Here is a 16669-nt window from a genome sequence, read left to right as displayed (position 1 = left end):
CATGAACCTTCGATTGATCGGATCGGTTTCGGGTGCGGTGCTGTTCGCCTCGACCCTGGGCGCCTGTGGCGCCGAGCAGCAGGACCCGCAGTGCCTGGTGGGCAAGGGCGCGTTCGCGACCGTCTACACCCTGAAGCAGGGACAGGACGCGAGCCGTACGTGCGCTCAGCTCAAGCCGGAGCGGGTGGGCCTGGAGAAGTATTTCAACCAGGATCCCAACGGGCGGGACTCGGTGTCCCTCCGCGCACGGCGGATCGGCGACGAGCTGGCGCACAAGGACACCCAGATGGATCCGGACGCGCCCAGGGAGCCCAACTCCGTGGGCGAGCTGACGGCGGATGCTCCGGGCGCGGACAACTTCTGCGAGGTGCCCACGCTCAACCCGGCGCGGCTGGTGTCGCGCTACGGGGGGGTCAGCAAGGCGCCCGTCAGCCTCACCTACGAGTGGTCCAACGTGCGCATCTACAGCACGCCGCAGATTCCGGGCACGCAGTTCGTCGCGGACCTGCGCTACACCCAGAACGACTGCACCGCCGAGTACTCGGTGAAGGGCATCTGGCCGGTGGTGGCGTGCGGGACGGAAATCACGCTCGATACCGACGCCGATGGGGATGGCAAGAAGGACAAGAAGACGGTGCCGGATGAGTCCAAGTGCGACCCGAATCCGGATCCCGCCGTGGGCCGCGTCCGCGGCTCCGGCATCAACCCCATCTTCCCGGTGAAGTGCGATCCGAACGTGATGATCTGCGTACTCACGGGCGAGGTTCCCTCGGACAAGCCGTGAACCTCCGGGGGCCAGCGGACAGGCTGCCGCCGGCCCCCTTCCGCCCACTCGCAATCTTGTGTGGGGTGGTGTAGGGTGTGTGTCGCCATGCACGCCTACGCCGTCGAGCTGTCGAAGGAACTGGGCCTCAAGCCCGAGCAGGTGGACCGGACCCTGGCCCTGAGTGAGGAAGGGGCGACCGTCCCCTTCATCGCCCGCTACCGCAAGGAGGCCACCGGTGGCCTCGACGAGGTGCAGATCCAGGCCATCCTGGATTGGGCCGCCGAGCGCGCCGAGCTCGACTCGCGCCGGGAGACCATCCTCCGCACCATCGAGGGGCAGGGGAAGCTCACCCCCGAGCTGGCCCAGGCGCTTCAGCGCGCGAAGACGCGCACCGAGCTGGAGGACCTGTACCTCCCCTACAAGCCCAAGCGCCGCACCCGTGCCGCCATCGCCCGCGAGCGTGGCCTGGAGCCGCTCGCCGACCTCCTCTGGAAGCAGGAGGCGGGGAAGAAGGACGACGTCGCCGCCCGCGCGCGCTCGTTCGTCAATCCGGAGAAGGAGGTGCCGGATCTGGAGGCCGCGCTCGCCGGGGCGCGTGACATCTGCGCCGAGCGCGTCGCCGAGGACGCGGGCCTGCGCCGCTCCGCCCGGGAGCTGTGCGTGCAGAAGGGCCGCCTGCGCTCGGCCGTCGTCGCGAAGAAGAAGGACGAGGCCACCAAGTTCGACAACTACGCCGACCACGAGGAGGACCTGTCCAAGGCGCCCTCGCACCGCATCCTCGCGCTGCTGCGCGGCGAGTCCGAGGAGGTGCTGCGCATCCAGCTGGCCCTCCCGGATGACGAGGTGAAGGGCACGCTCGCCTCGCGCGTGGTGACGAAGCCCCAGTCTCCGTTCGCCCCCGAGCTGCGCGCCGCGGTGGAGGACTCGTGGGACCGGCTCATGGGCCCCTCGCTGGAGTCCGAGCTGCGCAACGAGCTCAAGGAGCGCGCGGACCGCGAGGCCATCGTCGTCTTCGGCCAGAACCTGCGCCACCTGCTGCTCAGCGCGCCCGCGGGGAGCCGTCCCGTGCTCGCGTTGGATCCCGGCCTGCGCACCGGCATCAAGGCCGCCATGCTCGATGGCACCGGCAAGCTGGTGGACACCGCCACGCTCTACACGGAGAGGAGCGGGAGCGAGCGCGCCGCCGCCGCCAAGCAGTGCGGAGCCATCATCCTCAAGCACAAGCCCGAGCTCATCGCCGTGGGCAACGGCACCGGCAGCCGCGAGGCGGAGACCTTCGTGCGTGAGGTGCTCAAGGCGCTCGGCTCGCAGGTGCCCGTCGTGTCCGTGAGCGAGCAGGGCGCCTCCATCTACTCGGCCTCCGAGGTGGCCCGCGAGGAGTTCCCCGACCTGGACGTGTCGCTGCGCGGCGCCGTGTCCATCGGCCGCCGGTTGCAGGACCCCCTGGCCGAGCTGGTGAAGATCGATCCCAAGAGCATCGGCGTGGGCCAGTACCAGCACGACGTGGACCAGGGCCTGCTCAAGAAGAAGCTGGGCGAGGTGGTGGACTCGTGCGTCAACGCGGTGGGCGTGGACGTCAACACCGCGTCGCCCCAGCTGCTGGAGCACGTGTCCGGCATCGGCCCCACGCTGGCGAAGAAGATCGTCTCGCACCGCGCGGCCAAGGGCCGCTTCAGCACGCGGCGTGAAATCCTGAAGGTGAGCGGGCTGGGCCCGAAGACGTTCGAGCAGGCGGCGGGCTTCCTGCGCGTGCACGGCCCCGAGCCGCTCGACGCCAGCGCCGTGCACCCCGAGCGCTACGGCGTCGTCGAGCGCATGGCGAAGGACCTGGGCGTCGACGTGAAGCAGCTGGTGGGCAACAGCGCGCTGGTGCGGAAGATCGACCCGAAGCGCTACCTGGGGCCGGACCTGGGGGAGATGACGCTGAAGGACATCCTCGCCGAGCTGGAGAAGCCCAGCAGGGATCCTCGTGGCGACTTCACCGCGCCCTCCTACCGGGAGGACCTGCAGAAGCTGGAGGACGTGAAGGAGGGGATGGTGCTGCAGGGCGTCGTCACCAACGTCACCGCCTTCGGGGCCTTCGTCGACGTGGGGGTCCACCAGGACGGGCTCGTCCACGTGTCCCAGCTCTCCACACGCTTCGTGAAGGACCCGGGCGAGGTGGTGAAGGTGGGCGACCGGCTGACGGTGAAGGTGCTGAGCGTGGACCTGGCGCGGAAGCGGCTCGCGCTCTCCGTGCGCGCCGTCACCGAGGGCTCCCCGGCCGCTCCTTCCGTTGGAACTCCACGCTCCTCGGGGAGCGAGGCCCGCCCGGCGGGTGGTGCGCCGCGCGCCCCAGCCGGGAAGCAGGCGGGCGGAAAGGCGCCGGCTCCCCAGAAGCCCTCTGCCGAGCCCTTCAACAACCCGTTCCGCAATCTCAAGCGCTGAGAAGACAGCACCTCACGGGTGCCGGGAATGCTCCCACCCGGCACCCGTGACCATTCGTGGGTGGGTCTCGCCTCCGACCCGGGCTCGTATATTCTGGGCAAACGGGATTTCCGGGGGAGACCATGGGACGACTGTTGCCAGGAGGGTGGGGCCTCGCGCTGCTGTGCGGCGTGGCCGTGGCACAGGAGAAGACGCCTGGCGGGAGCCCGGACCGAGGGGCGGCTCCGTGAACATCCTCCGGAGTTTCCAGGGCAGGCATCTCCTCGTCTTTCTTCTGATCGACGTGGCCCTGGTGGGCTTCTTGATGGCCACCCTGTCCAGCGGCGGCGGCAGGGTGATGGCCCTCGTGCTGGCGCTGCTGGTCTTCTGGCGTGCGCGGGTCCTGCTGCGCCAGCTTCAGCAGCTGCGGGTCACCCTGCTGCGCATCATCGACGGTGGGGACCTGAGCCAGCGCATCCAGGTGCGGTCGAAGGACGAGCTGGGCGCCCTCGCGGGCACCTTCAACCTGATGCTCGAGCAGCTCGAGGAGCACACCGCCGAGCTGGAGCGCTCGCGCGACCATCTCTCCCTGTTGGCGCAGATCACCTCCACGTCTCCCAACGCCATCATCATGGTGGGCGGGGAGGGGTGGATCCACGTCTGGAACACGGCGGCGGAGAAGCTCTTCGGGTGGCCACGGCTGGAGATGTTGGGGGCGTCCTTCCTGGAGCGGGTGGTGCCCGAGGACGAGCGCGGGCGGTTCTCCGGGCTCGCCGCCCGCGCCACGGAGGGCGAGCCGGTGGAGGCGGAGCTGTCGCTGATCACCTCGCGGGCGGGCACGATTCCGGTGCAGGTCACCCTGTCGCGCATTCTCGACGCGCTGGGGCAGGTGCAGGGGCACGTCTGCATCGTGAGGGACCTGCGCGAGTACAAGCGGCTGCGCGAGTCGCTGGTGCAGTCGGAGAAGATGGCGGCGGTGGGCACGCTGGTGGCGGGCCTCTCGCACGAGCTCAACAATCCGCTCGGCATCATCCTCGGCTTCGCGCAGGGACTGTTGAGGAAGCCCTCCCAGGACGAGGCGTCGCGCATGGCGCTGCTCTCCATCGAGAAGCAGACGCAGCGCTGCGCCCAGCTGGTGCGGACGCTCCTGGACTTCTCCCGCCGGGGTGGCCCGGAGCGCGAGCGCATCGAGGTGGGACCCATGCTGGAGCGTGTGTGCGAGCTGGCCATGGGGCAGGCCCGGCACGGAGAGGTGAGCCTGGGGATCGTCCCCTCGCCGGTGGGCCTGCCCGAGCTGGAGGGCCGGGTGGCGGAGCTCGAGTCGGCGCTGCTGAACCTGGTGGGCAACGGGCTGGACGCGACGCCGCCGGGGGGCAGCGTGTCCATCGCGGCGCGCGCTTCTCCCACACGTGACGGGGTGGAGCTGGCCGTGAAGGACACCGGGCGGGGGATTCCCCCGGACATGCTCCAGCGCATCTTCGATCCCTTCTTCACCACCAAGCCGGTCGGGCAGGGGACGGGCCTGGGCTTGTCCATCACCCGCAGCATCATCGAGTCGCACGGAGGCCGCATCGACGTGGAGTCGGTGCTCGGCTCCGGGACGACGGTGCGTCTCTGGCTCCCCGCGGCGCTGGCGCATCACACGGAGGTCTCCGCTTGAGCCCGCGCCCTTCCTCCTCCACAGGAACCCCCGCCGTGCCCACCCCCTCGTCGACCCGGAGCTCCCCCATGCCTGAGCAGATCCTCGTCGTGGACGATGAACGGGACATGCGCCTGCTCCTGCGGTACCAGTTGGAGCTGGAGGGGTACGCCATCACCGAGGCGTCCGACGGCAAGGCCGCCCTGCGCGTGCTGCGCGAGTGCTCACCCGGCCTGGTCATCACCGACGTCCGGATGCCCTTCATGAGCGGGCTCGAGCTGTTGCACGAGGTGAAGCAGGCGCTGCCGGCCACCGAGGTCATCGTCGCCACCGGCTATGCCGAGGTGGAGACCGCCATCGAATGCATGAGGGCCGGTGCGTTCGACCTCATCCGCAAGCCGTTCGACATCCACGAGATGTACTCGTGCGTGGCGCGCGCGCTCGACCGCTACCGGCTCAACGTCTCGGCGGACCTGGTGCGGGCGAGCCAGGCCTTCTTCTCGACGAACGAGCTGGAGCGGCTCCCGCAGGCCATCGTGGAGGGGAGCCAGTCGCTGCTGGCCGCGGACGCGGTGGTGCTGCTGATGCCGGATGTGCAGGGGCGGTTGCAGCAGGTGCACGAGCGGGGCCTGGCCTCCGAGGCCGAGGGCACCCTGCTGCGCGAGCTGGCGGAGAAGGTCGTCCACGCGCTGGCCATCGATCGGACGCCGGCGCTCGTGGCGCCGGGGCTCGAGGATCGGCGGCTCGGCCCCAACCGGGAGCTGGGGTTGGGGATGGGGGCGTCGCTCATCCTCTATCCGCTGGCGGTGGGGGAGCGGGTGCTCGGGGTGCTGGGCCTGCTGCGCAGGGAGAGCTCGCGCATCTTCGGCAAGAAGGATCTGGATCGCACGGCGGTGCTCTCCAGCCATGTGGTGCTGGCGCTGGAGAACGGGCGCCTGGCCTGCCAGCTCGCGGCGTCCGAGCGGCTGGCGACGCTGGGGCAGGTGGCGGCGGGGATCGGGCATGAGATCAACAACCCCGCGGCCTACGTGCTCAGCAACCTGGGCTTCATCCGGGATCAACTGGCCGCGCTGCGCCGGGGTGCCCAGGTGGACATGGACGAGCTGGAGCAGGCGGTGCTGGACGCGCGCGAGGGCGCCCACCGGATCAGCGACATCGTGCGGGACATGCGCTCGCTGGCGCGCACGGATGACGAGGACAGGGGGTGGTTCGATCTCAACGAGGCCATCCGTTCGGCGCTGCGCATCGCGCGCATCGAGACGACGCAGCGGGCGGACGTCAAGACCCAGCTCGCCGAGGGCCTGCTGGTGCGGGGGAGCCCGGGGCCCGTCTCACAGGTCTTCGTCAACCTGCTCGTCAACGCGGCGCAGGCGATCGCGGAAGGGGATGGGACGCGCAGGGAGATCCGTCTCACCACCCGGGGTGAGGCCGGCCTGGCCATCATCGAGGTCAGCGACACGGGTCCCGGAATCTCCTCGGAGCTCCTGCCCCGGCTCTTCCAACCCTTCTTCACCACGAAGGGCTCGACGGGCACGGGACTGGGACTGTCCATCAGCCGCAACATCGTGCGGCGGCTCGGGGGGGAGATCGCGGTGCGCAGCGTGCCGGGAGACGGGACAGTGTTCACCGTCTCGCTGCCCACCCGTTTGCTGGCGGATGGCTGACGCGGTCCGGTGGTGGTTTGGGTGGTGCCGGTCCGTAGCGCGGGTTATGCCGCGCGCATGAACTTCCGACATCTCGGCGGCAGTGGTCTCATGGTCAGCGAAATCTCCTACGGGAACTGGCTGACCCATGGCTCCCAGGTCGAGGAGGCCGCGGCGCTCGCTTGTGTCCGTGCCGCGCTCGAAGAGGGCATCACCACCTTCGATACCGCGGATGTCTATGCCGCGACTCGCGCGGAGGAGGTGCTCGGCCGTGCCCTGGCGGGCCAGCGGCGCGAGGGCCTGGAGATCTTCACCAAGGTGTACTGGCCCACGGGTCCCGGCCCGAATGACCGGGGCCTGTCGCGCAAGCACATCCTGGAGTCCATCAACGGCTCGCTGCGGCGGCTGAAGACGGACTACGTGGACCTGTACCAGGCGCACCGGTACGACGTCGAGACGCCGCTCGAGGAGACGATGCAGGCCTTCGCGGACGTGGTGCGGCAGGGCAAGGCGCTCTACATCGGCGTGTCCGAGTGGACGGCGGAGCAGATCCGCGAGGGCGTGAAGCTGGCGAAGCAGCTGGGCTTCCAGCTCATCTCCAGCCAGCCGCAGTACTCCATGCTGTGGCGGATCATCGAGGCCGAGGTGGTGCCGACCTCGAAGGAATTGGGGGTGGGGCAGATCGTCTGGTCGCCGATCGCGCAGGGCGTGCTGACGGGCAAGTACAAGCCGGGACAGAAGCCGCCGGAGGGGAGCCGGGCCACGGACGAGAAGGGCGGCGCGCGCTTCGTCCAGCGCTTCATGTCGGATGACGTGCTGACGCGGGTGCAGCAGCTCAAGCCCGTGGCGGACGGGGTGGGCCTGTCACTGGCGCAGCTGGCGGTGGCGTGGGTGCTGCAGAACCCGAACGTGGCCTCGGCGATCATCGGTGCGTCGCGGCCCGAGCAGGTGAAGGAGAACGTGAAGGCGGCGGGGGTGAAGCTGAGCGCGGACGTGATGCGCCGCATCGACGAAATCCTGGGTCCCGTGGTGGAGAGGGATCCCTCCAGGACGGCGAGCCCCGACAAGCGGCCGTGACCACCATCCCCTCTCCCTTCGGTCCCCGATACCCTCACCCCGTCCCTCTCCCGGAGGGAGAGGGGAGAGGGGGGGCCTCGATGGGGAAGGGGACCACTTCCTCTCCCAGCTGTCTGGCTCGGGCGAGCAGCTTGTGGAAGCGGTCCGTTCCATTGCGTGCGTCGAACTTCGCGGCGATGCCCTCCGCCTGTGTGGCCAGCCAGCCGCGAAGCGCTCTCGCCTCGTACTGGTCCTCGGACGAGTACAACGTGAAGGTGCGCGGCAGCGAGAGCGTCACCCGCTCCCGTCCCTCCACCAGCGCCCGCTCCATCAGCGCGAGCGAGGCCGTATAGAAGGTGAAGCGGTCGCGGTGACTCGAGTGCTCCAGTGCCCACCCCACGTGGCGTGCGAAGAGTTTCAGTCCTCGCTCCACGTTGCCGGTAAGGGTCAGGAACTCCAGGTGCTCGCCCAGGGTGGCGAGGAACTCGCGGTTGCGCTGCACCAGGTCATAGCCGCGCAGGTGGCTGTCCCGTGCCCGCTCCAGCTGTCCCAGCTTGAAGAGCGGGTAGAGCACGCTGCCCAGCGTCAGGTGGGGCACCTCGGCGCACGCGCTGTGCCCCTCCAGCAGGGGCCGTGCCTTCTCGAGCACCACGGCGTATTCGCCCCGGTCGATGTGATGGTCCAGCTCATCGTCCAGCTCGCAGGCGCGGCAATCGGTGAGGTGATCGCGCGGCTCCTTGACCCACTGGGCCCAGAAGGACTCGGCCGCCGCGTCGTCGCCCATGTCCCGAGCCGCCTGGTAGCGCAGCTTCAGCACGGCCCGCCGTCCGGCGCCCGCCTTCGCGAAGCACTGCTCCACGTCATCCAGCGCGCCCTCTATCTGCTTGCGGCTGATGTGGGGGAACTCATCGAGCCGGCCCACCACCCACTTCTGCTTCCACAGAAGGGGCTCGGGAGAGAAACGCTCCGGATCCCTCTGCTGCTGTCCGCGGCACCAGGCGAAGGCCACCAGGGCCCGGTCCGGGAAGCCGCCGAAGGTGGCCGCGTCGATGAGGGCGTCGCGCACCTCGAAGGCGAGCGGCACGTCACCGTGCGCGTCCGCGAGCCGCGCGGCCTCCTCCAGGGCCATCACCTTGGCCTCGCCCGGCTCCAGCCTCTCCGCGCGCCCGAGCAGCTTGCCGACCTGCTCGCGCCAGTCCAGCTCCGTCAATGTACTCCCCCTGAGCCTTCGTCATCGTCCAGGCGCGCCGCGATGAGGCCGAGCAGCCCCCGGTTCAGCAGGGCCATCTCCCGCGCGTTGAGCGGGCGGTGCCCCAGCAGCAGCGCCTGCACGTACAGCATCTCCACCGACAGTTTGAGCTGCGCGTCGTCCCTCACCCGGGCCAGCCGGCGCACCACGGGGTTGAGGAAGTTGAAGCACAACTGCGGCCGCTCCTCCTCCCGGGACTCCGCCATCGCTCCTTCCAGCATGGCGGCGTACAGCTCGTCCGTCTCCTCGCGGGCGCGCTCCGCGTCGCGCCGGAAGGCCCCGTCGTCCACGTCCCCGTAGAGCGTGGGCACCTCGGGGGGCAGGAACTTCTTGAGGGTCACCTCGCAGCGGAAGGGCTCCAGGGCCTCCTCGGCCACCTGCCGCAGCCGGGCCACCGCGTCGCGCTCCTCCGGCGTCAGCTCCTCGAAGCGCTGGGGAAGCTGCGCGGCGGAGAAGAGCTCCACCTGGGTGTCCGGCAGCACGCGCGGCAGCTTCTCGAGCAGCGCGGTGTCGTGCGTGTAGGCGCCATTGATGATGCACAGCCCCTGCGCCGCCGCCACGCGTGCCACCTGCCGGAAGGCATCCAGGTTCGTGACGTAGCGCACCGTGGGGAAGGACTGGCGGTAGTGCTCGAGCGTCATCATCCCCAGCGTCGTCTCGAAGGGCAGCCAGTGGATGACGAGCCGGTAGAAGTCATCATCGTCCAGCGCGAGCGCCTTCACCGACAGGCCATGCAGGGCGATGAGGCGTTGCAGGGCGCGGGGCTCGTGCGTGGCCAGGTCCACCAGGTACTGCCGCAGCGACTGGCCGAGCGACTCGCGAGCCCGGGCCAGCGTGGCGTCCTCGTAGAAGGACTCGCGGCTGGCGGTGGGGCGCAGGCCCTGGGCATTCACCACGCAGCGCACGAAGAAGGCCCACTCGGGGAGCAGGTTCTCCGCGCTCTCGGACAGCAACATGTCCTTGAGGTACACGCGGTGTTTCTGCCGGGCGTTGAAGTGCGGCGAGAAGGGCAGCACGAAGGCCACGCCCTCCACCTGGCCCGCCTCCGCGCGCAGGGGGATGCAGTCCACGAACTCCATGCCGAACACCTCGCGCCCGTAGGCCAGCAGCGCCGCGCGGCGCTCCGCCGCGCTCGCGTACTGGCGGCGCCAGGGCGGGGGGGCCGGGTTGAGGTGCTCGGTGTGGCTGTTCACGCCGAGGTGGATGGGGAAGGGCAGCAGCCCTCCGTAATGCGCCGCGAGCTGCCGCACCCGCTCGGCGGTGAAGTACTCGGCGGCATCCGCCCGGGCGACGAGGAAGACCTGGGTCCCCGGCCGCTCCAGTGGGTGCTCGGAGGGCCGCACGGAGTAGGTGCCATCATGCCGGCCCCGCCACTCCACGGTACCGCCGTCTCCCCGGGCCGAGCGCGTCACCACCAGCAGCTCGTCGCACACCATGAAGCAGGAGAGCAGACCGATGCCGAACTGGCCGATGAAGTCGTTGCGGCGCGCCTCCAGCGTCTCGCGTTTCGAGCTCTCGCCGATGGTGGCCAGGAAGCGGTGCAGCTCTTCTTCCGTCAGCCCCACGCCGTCGTCGCTGAAGAGCAGGGTGGGCAGCCCACCATCCTGCTTCTCGATGAGCTCCACCCGCACCGAGCCCCGGTGGGTGGGCTCCAGGTGCTGCCGGGCGCGGATGGCGTCGGTGGCGTTCTGCAACAGCTCGCGCACGAACACGCCAGGCGTGCTGTAGAGGTGGTGGGACAGGAGGTCGATGACCCCCCTGAGGTTGACCTGGAAGCGATGGTCCACGGGCGGAGCAGCCTAGCGTATACCCCGCGACCCGTACGCCCCCTCCGGTGGGCTGTCCACCTCGCAATGCAGGGCCGCCGGATTTGCCTCGGGACGAGTGTTCGCCCGCTGAACAAGCGGCCCGCCGGGCGCCGGGGCGCCGCCGGTGGCATGAACCTCCGCTCTGGCGTCTCCTCCGGGCGCGGTGGAGCGCCAGTGGCGTTGGGACGGCGAAGTAGGTTATTCCCTACCCGCTGCCCGGGGTGTGGCACCCGGGGTGGAGCTTCCATGCACTCAGGCAAGGCGGGATGGCTCTCCTCGTTGCTCGAGGAGTCGGTCGCGACCCATGCGCGCGCGCCGGGTCTCGTCGTGCCCGTGGAGCTCCCCGAGTCCAGCTCCGGCCGTGCCCGTGCCCGCGCGTACCTGCGCCGGATGCTGCGTGCCAGTGGTCTGTTGTACGGCACTCCCGCGGAGGGGGTGGGGGGAGCCTCCGGCGAGGGTGCTCCCGAGGAGCTGCTCTTCCGCGCGGTGGTGCGCACCCTGGCGCGCATGGCCCTGGACATCGCGTCCCTGGCCGGTGCTCCCGCGGGCCCTCGCGGCGAGCAGCTCCTGCTCCTCTTCGCCGTCCTCACCGGCCAGCTGGACGAGGCCCAGGCCATCGAGGAGAAGCTGCGCCAGGGGCACGAGGTTTCCCGGCGGCTGTGGAGCAGGGTGGAGGACGCGCTGGAGCGCCGCGCCCTGTCGCTGTCGGGGGATCCGGCCTACGGGCTCGTCCTCCACAATGGGGCGATCTACGCCGACGCACACATGTTCGGCCGGCAGGCGCTCGACTTCTTCGCCCGCCAGGGGCTGAACCGGGAGATGGCCCGGCGCCGGATCGACTTCGCCGCCCGGCAGAAGGCGCTGCTCGTGGAGGTGCTCACCGGCCTGGCCTGCGTGGATCGGCAGCCCACCTACTCCGCGCGCCGCGCCATCCTCCGGCAGGTGGAGGACCTGGGGCTCCCGCACGCGCTGGAGGGCGAGCTGCGTGCCGCCGTGAGGCAGTCCTTCGAGCGCCGCCGCCCGCTGAAGACGGTGGTGAAGGACGTGCGCAGCGTGGACCTGCGGCGGTTCATCCTGGAGCAGACGCTGCTGGCCTCCCTGGTGGACGGCCGGCGCTCCCGGGGCGAGCGCGTCTTCATCGAGCAGCTGACCCGGGCGCTCCGGGTGCCCGAGAGCACCGTGCACCAGTTGGAGCTGGAGGTCGCCGAGTTCTATGCGAAGAACCGCTCGGTGGTGGATGTCTTCACCGTGTCCTCCGCGGCCGACGTGATGGGGGAGGACCTCGTGTCGAGCATGCAGGACACGATGGAGCGCAACTTCCACCGGCTCATGCAGGAGGTCCGGGAGACGGGCGAGCTGTACCACCTGCTCACCAGGGCCGCGCGCGGACAGCCGCTCACCGCTGGGGAACGCCAGCGCATGCGGGCGCAGCTGATCGACGTGGCCAAGGCGATTCCGGCGCTCGCCATCTTCGCGGCGCCGGGAGGGCTGTTGCTGCTGGTGGCCCTGGCCAAGGTGCTGCCCTTCAACCTGTTGCCCAGCGCGTTCCAGGACGAGCCCGCGCCCGCGAGCCCCGAGGAGGATGGCTCGGAGGGTGGGGACGAGCCCCCGGTGCGCGGGGTGGGCTGAGCTCCATGTCCCTGTCCGAGCTGTGCCGGCGCTGCGGGCTGTGCTGTGACGGCAACCTCTTCAGCCACGTTCCGCTCCAGGGCTCCGAGGTCGAGGCGGCCCGGCGGAACGGGCTCGACGTGGTGGCGCTCGCGGATGGCTCGCCCGCGGTCCGGCAGGGCTGTACGGCTCTCAAGGGGCGGCAGTGTTCGCTCTACGCGGAGCGCCCGGAAGGGTGCCGCCGCTATGACTGCCAGTTGTTCAAGAAGCTGGCTGGGAAGCGCGTCTCGTTCGAGGACGCGCTCGCGGTAGTGGAGCAGGCGCACGCGTTGCTGTCGGCCGTGGAGCGCTGCCTCGGGCCTGACACGGACCCGCGCCCGTCGTCAGTGCTGGAGCGCGCGAGGTTCGCCGCCTGGGGCGAGGACGGTGCGTCTTCATCCGAGACGTGCGCCGCGCGGGAGTCCGCCGAGGCCTTCCTGGACCGCCACTTCCATGGTGGCCCGAGGTCCTTCGAGCGCTGAAGGCGCGGTCGGAAGCAGGCAGGCAAAGGGACGCCAACGGCATGCGTCACACTCGCGCCATCCGCACTCCGTCCTGGTGATAGGCGGAATCCCACTCATCCGGGGCGGACAGATGATCGAAGAGAAACGCATGCAGACGCTCGAATCACGGCTTCACAAGGAGAAGAAGAAGAAGGAGAAGAAGAAGAAGAAGGATGAGAGCGTGAAGCTCGATGTGAAGTACGCAACCCATGAGGTCGTCCGGTTCGATTCGACTACCGGGAAGATGGTGAAGGAGCAGGTCAAGCTGCGCTCCTACAATGGGAAGTTGATGGGGCCTCTCATCGAGCGGTGTCCGGGGGACACGCTGCTGGTGTCGCTCAGCAACTTCCTTCCCCACGAAGAACACGACCCGGAGCCGCACCACAACGGACTGCATGGCCTCAACACGACCAATCTCCACGTCCACGGGTTGCACGTCTCCCCGGCTGGCAACTCGGACAACGTGCGGATCCAGATCGCCCCTGGCGAGCACTTCCATTACGAAATCAAGATTCCCGACGGCCATCCGCCAGGGACCTACTGGTACCACTCGCACAAGCACGGCTCGACGGCCGTCCAGGTCGCCAGCGGCATGGCCGGCCCCCTCATCATCCGGGGCGCCATCGATGAGCTGCCCCCCATCCGCGCGGCCCAGGAGCACCTCTTCTTCTTCCAGGAAATCGTCTACTCGCGAGGCATTCCGGACCCCGAGGATCCGAGCAAGAAGGTGAACGGACTGGATGGTTCCGACGCGCCGTTCGCGCCTGGGTTCAATGACAGGGAGGGGATCCGCTTCTCCGTCAATGGCGAGTTCGAACCCACCATCCAGATGACGCCGGGCGACGTGCACCGCTGGCGGTTCATCCACGCCGGCATCCATGAGGGGCTCATGGTCCGGTTGGTCTCGAAGGACGATCCGCGGGTGGTCATTCCCCAGTACCAGATCGCGCATGACGGCATCACCACGGGCCGGCTCGACAAGGTGGAGACGACGGAGCTGTTCTCCGGCTACCGCACGGACGTGCTGGTGCATGCGGTGGACGCGGAGGGCCATCCGTTGAAGCCAGGCACCTACCTGCTGATGGATGAGCGGAATCCCACCATCGCCCCGGAGCGCCGGGTGCTGGCCCGCATCGTGGTGAAGGGCTGGTCGGTGCGTAACAAGCGGCTGCCCACCGAGAAGGAGCTACGGCCTCATGCCCGCCCGCCCATCGAGCTGCCCGAGGATGAGGAGATCACCGAGCAGCATATCGAGTTCTCCACCAATCTGGACCCGGCCGGCGTCACGTTCCGAATCAACGGCAAGGAATTCAATCCCGATGACCCGCCGCTCCCGCTCAAGCTCGGCAGGGTGGAGCGGTGGATCATCTCGTCACTCGACGCGCTGCCCTTCCAGAACCACACGTTCCACATCCACGTGAATCCCTTCATGGTGGAGACCGGGGATGGGAAGGTGCTCTGGAAGGACACGATCGTGGTGCGCCCGAAGCAGACGATCAAGCTGCTCACCCGCTACGATCTCTACATCGGGGTGTTTCCGATCCACTGCCACATCCCGTTCCACGAGGACCACGGCATGATGCAGTTCGTGGAGGTCAAGGAAGGCCAGCCCAACCACACTCCAAGCCACCATTAGTGCACCGCCTGGGGGAGGCCTCCTCAAAGAGGTCAGGAGCGATGCCGCTCGGCGACGCGGTAGAGCTGGGTGAGGGAATGATCCAACAGCGACTGGCGTGAGCGCATGTAGCGGTGGGCCCGGACATAGGGAAACCAGACGCGCGGGCCGACGCGCACCTGCATTTCTCCGAGCTTCTTGCGCGGTATCCACTGCCCGCCGAGGTTGCGTACCAGCACCTCCCCCAGGTACGCGGCCACGGCGGGCACCGCGTGCTCGTCGATGCGCTGCCTCTCGAAGACCCTCGGGAAGTCCTCGCACCAGAAGTAAGCATCGACGTCCGTGAGTGACTCAGGGGTCTCCTTGAAGACGGAGGGCTCCTGGGCGTGCAGGAGCGCCACGAGTTGCTCGGCGAGGTGGCCATAGTACTGGCGCACGCGCTCCGGGTCCTCCACGTCCGGGGGGAGGGCGGATTCAGCGGGGAGCCACTCATCCGGCTCGGGCGGCTGCCAGACGTTGAGCTCCGCGATCTTGCGCTGGCGCTCGCTGACGGTGACGTGGTCCACCACGCGCGAGAGGAGTGGCGCCAGGTCCGGATGGAAGTGGGGCTCCACGGGGGTGAGCGTGGCGCTGCGCTCGCGCAGAGTGCGCAGAACGGTGTCGAAGTCCAGGTCCGGCCGGAGGTGGACGAGCGCCAGGGCCTGGGCCCGGCGTGCCTCGTCGCTGGCGAAGTCCGCGGCGGTGGGCCAGGTCACCAGGAGGACGGCGCCGTTGGGAAGAACCTCCACCCGGTGGGCGGGTGTGGACAGGATGCGTTCGCGGCCGATGGTCTCCACCAGCTTGGGGCCGAAGACGTTGAGCCAGGACACCGCGTAGAGCTTGTCGAACCCGTCCCGCACCGAGGTCTGTAGATCACGGCCGAAGAAGGGCGCGTCCGACAACTGGTCTTCCGCCAGGCTGTTGGCGTTGGCGTGGGTGACGGGATGGTGGGTGGCCCAGGCTCGAACCATGTCCACGAATTCCCGGCAGCGCTCCGCCTCCGCGAAGAAGGACATGGGTTTTACTTCGACCGAGATGCGCAGTTCGGGAGGGAGAGGCGGGAAATAGAGCCTGAGCCGCAGATACAACGCGGGCCACTTCGTGCGACCGAGCACGATGGACGTACTGTTCTCGTCACGCTTCTCCTCCAAGGCTTTCCAAATGGCGGCGCGGGAGTATTTGCGTTGCCGCTTGCCCTCAACGACGTCCGGCATCCACTTGCCCGCGTACTCCTCGAGCGCCTGGAGGGTGGGCTCCAACTCGCGCTCGAGTGCCGCCTGCTGGTCGAAGGCACCTTCGAAGGTGAGGGTGAGACAGTCCTCGGCCTTCAAGTCCGATGACTTCAGTCTCTTCATTGGAACAGCACCTCCACTCCCTTGACCTCCCTCCCCGTTTCTTCCACGGCGGCCTTCTGTTCGTTGGGCTTCTTGGGCTTGAGCTCACCGCCCTCGTAGATGAGGCGGACCCTCCGCACTGACACCTGCTTGTCGAAGAGTTCCAGAACGCGTCGGCGGATGTTCAGCGTTTCGCCGTAATACCGCAGGGCTTCGCTCGCGTCCGCGACCATTTGCACTGTCAAGGCGTCTTCCTCCAACAGCGCGAGGTTGCGGCTCTTGAAGCTGAACGTCTCCACGCGAGGAGGCTGTCCTGTGGGGGGCTCTGCCTCGATGACGAGCACGTCCGCGTAGCGCACACCGTCCGTGCCCTGCTTCGCCACGCCCACGTTCGTTTCAATCCTCGGTGAAGTCCTGGAGGTATCGGCGCATGGCCCGGGGCAGGGCCGCGTCTGCTCGCAACTGGGACACCATGAAACGCTCGAACGCCAGGCCTCGGGCGAATTGCCCCCGCATCTTCTCGTAGCCATCCCACGTCAGGGGCGGCTTCACCGCCTGGCTTCTCTTCAGCTCCCCCAGGCGCCTCTCCCAATGGACGACGTACTCGCGCCAGCGCGTGTGAAGAGGAACGCGGCGCGTTTCTGGTTGAGGACGTCGGCGCCCGCTCGCAGAGGCCCCAATGCGCCAAGCCGGACGGCGGACCAGTCATCCAGCTTCGCCACGAGCCGGGCCATGTCCACCCCGCGTTGAAGCTCGATGAACTCGGCGGGCGAGGCGCACGCCAGGAAAGGGGCGAGCACCTCCTCGCTGGAGGACAGGTGGGGCTAAGCCATGTGGACTAAGTTCTTTCAGGGGGTAACATCGCCGCTGAGCAGGAGAGAGGAGCGGCGATGTCCTCTGAGCAGCGTAGCATCCGGCTGACACCCCGGCAGAGGCTGGCACTACAAAGGGCTACGCGGCAGAG

The 16669-nt window shown here is 68.8% G+C and carries 14 protein-coding genes; 8 read left to right on the top strand and 6 right to left on the bottom strand.

Annotated elements, in window-relative coordinates; translation table 11 throughout:
* Position 1 precedes the first annotated feature (1 nt).
* From NR810_RS42270 to NR810_RS42250, 5 genes are all read left to right on the top strand, one after another.
* The gene (locus NR810_RS42270) at positions 2 to 784 is read left to right on the top strand and encodes a hypothetical protein (RefSeq protein WP_257461030.1); all 783 of its coding nucleotides are present in this window, start codon (positions 2 to 4) and stop codon (positions 782 to 784) included.
* An 87-nt stretch (positions 785 to 871) separates the two neighbouring features.
* Positions 872 to 3193 (top strand): Tex family protein, encoded by a 2322-nt coding sequence (locus NR810_RS42265; protein WP_257461028.1) that lies wholly within the window; start codon positions 872 to 874, stop codon positions 3191 to 3193.
* 226 nt (positions 3194 to 3419) lie between these two features.
* Positions 3420 to 4832, top strand: a complete 1413-nt coding sequence (locus NR810_RS42260) for a sensor histidine kinase (RefSeq protein ID WP_257461025.1) — start codon at positions 3420 to 3422, stop codon at positions 4830 to 4832.
* Positions 4833 to 4900: 68 nt separating this feature from the next.
* On the top strand, positions 4901 to 6475 hold the full coding sequence (locus tag NR810_RS42255) for a hybrid sensor histidine kinase/response regulator (protein WP_257461023.1): 1575 nt from the start codon (positions 4901 to 4903) through the stop codon (positions 6473 to 6475).
* 57 nt (positions 6476 to 6532) lie between these two features.
* Positions 6533 to 7531 carry an aldo/keto reductase family protein gene (locus tag NR810_RS42250; protein WP_257461022.1) on the top strand — a complete coding sequence of 333 codons (999 nt, stop codon included), beginning with the start codon at positions 6533 to 6535 and terminating at the stop codon, positions 7529 to 7531.
* A 34-nt stretch (positions 7532 to 7565) separates the two neighbouring features.
* Here the strand turns inward: NR810_RS42250 and NR810_RS42245 are convergent, their stop codons facing one another.
* On the bottom strand, positions 7566 to 8720 hold the full coding sequence (locus NR810_RS42245; RefSeq protein ID WP_257461021.1) for a hypothetical protein: 1155 nt from the start codon (positions 8718 to 8720) through the stop codon (positions 7566 to 7568).
* On the bottom strand, positions 8717 to 10546 hold the full coding sequence (locus tag NR810_RS42240) for an HSP90 family protein (RefSeq protein ID WP_257461020.1): 1830 nt from the start codon (positions 10544 to 10546) through the stop codon (positions 8717 to 8719). Before NR810_RS42240 ends, NR810_RS42245 begins: the two co-directional genes overlap by 4 nt.
* Before the next feature lie 267 nt (positions 10547 to 10813).
* On the opposite strand from NR810_RS42240, the gene NR810_RS42235 reads away from it, so the two are divergent.
* The 3 genes from NR810_RS42235 (at position 10814) to NR810_RS42225 (ending at position 14353) form a co-directional block, all read left to right on the top strand.
* On the top strand, positions 10814 to 12196 hold the full coding sequence (locus NR810_RS42235) for an LETM1 domain-containing protein (protein ID WP_257461018.1): 1383 nt from the start codon (positions 10814 to 10816) through the stop codon (positions 12194 to 12196).
* A gap of 5 nt (positions 12197 to 12201) precedes the next feature.
* Positions 12202 to 12696 (top strand): YkgJ family cysteine cluster protein, encoded by a 495-nt coding sequence (locus tag NR810_RS42230; RefSeq protein ID WP_257461017.1) that lies wholly within the window; start codon positions 12202 to 12204, stop codon positions 12694 to 12696.
* 130 nt (positions 12697 to 12826) lie between these two features.
* On the top strand, positions 12827 to 14353 hold the full coding sequence (locus NR810_RS42225; RefSeq protein ID WP_257461016.1) for a multicopper oxidase family protein: 1527 nt from the start codon (positions 12827 to 12829) through the stop codon (positions 14351 to 14353).
* Positions 14354 to 14385: 32 nt separating this feature from the next.
* On the opposite strand, the gene NR810_RS42220 is transcribed toward NR810_RS42225, so the two are convergent.
* From NR810_RS42220 to NR810_RS42210, 4 genes are read right to left on the bottom strand one after another with little or no spacing between them, the layout of a single operon-like run.
* Positions 14386 to 15726, bottom strand: coding sequence for a hypothetical protein (locus tag NR810_RS42220; RefSeq protein ID WP_257461015.1), 1341 nt, complete (start codon positions 15724 to 15726; stop codon positions 14386 to 14388).
* Positions 15723 to 16094, bottom strand: coding sequence for a hypothetical protein (locus NR810_RS52385; RefSeq protein ID WP_306818978.1), 372 nt, complete (start codon positions 16092 to 16094; stop codon positions 15723 to 15725). Before NR810_RS52385 ends, NR810_RS42220 begins: the two co-directional genes overlap by 4 nt.
* A 7-nt stretch (positions 16095 to 16101) precedes the next feature.
* Positions 16102 to 16257: a hypothetical protein gene (locus NR810_RS52380; RefSeq protein ID WP_306818977.1), complete on the bottom strand. Its 156-nt coding sequence runs from the start codon at positions 16255 to 16257 to the stop codon at positions 16102 to 16104.
* Positions 16258 to 16271: 14 nt separating this feature from the next.
* Entirely contained in the window at positions 16272 to 16505 is a 234-nt protein-coding gene (locus tag NR810_RS42210; RefSeq protein ID WP_257461014.1) for a hypothetical protein, read from the bottom strand.
* Positions 16506 to 16669 lie beyond the last annotated feature (164 nt).

The organism is Archangium lipolyticum, assembly GCF_024623785.1.
Lineage (GTDB): Bacteria > Myxococcota > Myxococcia > Myxococcales > Myxococcaceae > Archangium > Archangium lipolyticum.
This window is presented reverse-complemented; position numbering and strand designations above follow the sequence as displayed.

What these genes read in the sequence shown, in the direction of transcription:
- NR810_RS42270 (WP_257461030.1), top strand. Translation starts at nt 2, where the DNA reads ATGAACCTTCGATTGATCGGATCGGTTTCGGGTGCGGTGCTGTTCGCC.
- NR810_RS42265 (WP_257461028.1), top strand. Translation starts at nt 872, where the DNA reads ATGCACGCCTACGCCGTCGAGCTGTCGAAGGAACTGGGCCTCAAGCCC.
- NR810_RS42255 (WP_257461023.1), top strand. Translation starts at nt 4,901, where the DNA reads ATGCCTGAGCAGATCCTCGTCGTGGACGATGAACGGGACATGCGCCTG.
- NR810_RS42250 (WP_257461022.1), top strand. Translation starts at nt 6,533, where the DNA reads ATGAACTTCCGACATCTCGGCGGCAGTGGTCTCATGGTCAGCGAAATC.
- NR810_RS42235 (WP_257461018.1), top strand. Translation starts at nt 10,814, where the DNA reads ATGCACTCAGGCAAGGCGGGATGGCTCTCCTCGTTGCTCGAGGAGTCG.
- NR810_RS42230 (WP_257461017.1), top strand. Translation starts at nt 12,202, where the DNA reads ATGTCCCTGTCCGAGCTGTGCCGGCGCTGCGGGCTGTGCTGTGACGGC.
- NR810_RS42225 (WP_257461016.1), top strand. Translation starts at nt 12,827, where the DNA reads ATGCAGACGCTCGAATCACGGCTTCACAAGGAGAAGAAGAAGAAGGAG.
- NR810_RS42220 (WP_257461015.1), bottom strand. Translation starts at nt 15,726, where the DNA reads ATGAAGAGACTGAAGTCATCGGACTTGAAGGCCGAGGACTGTCTCACC.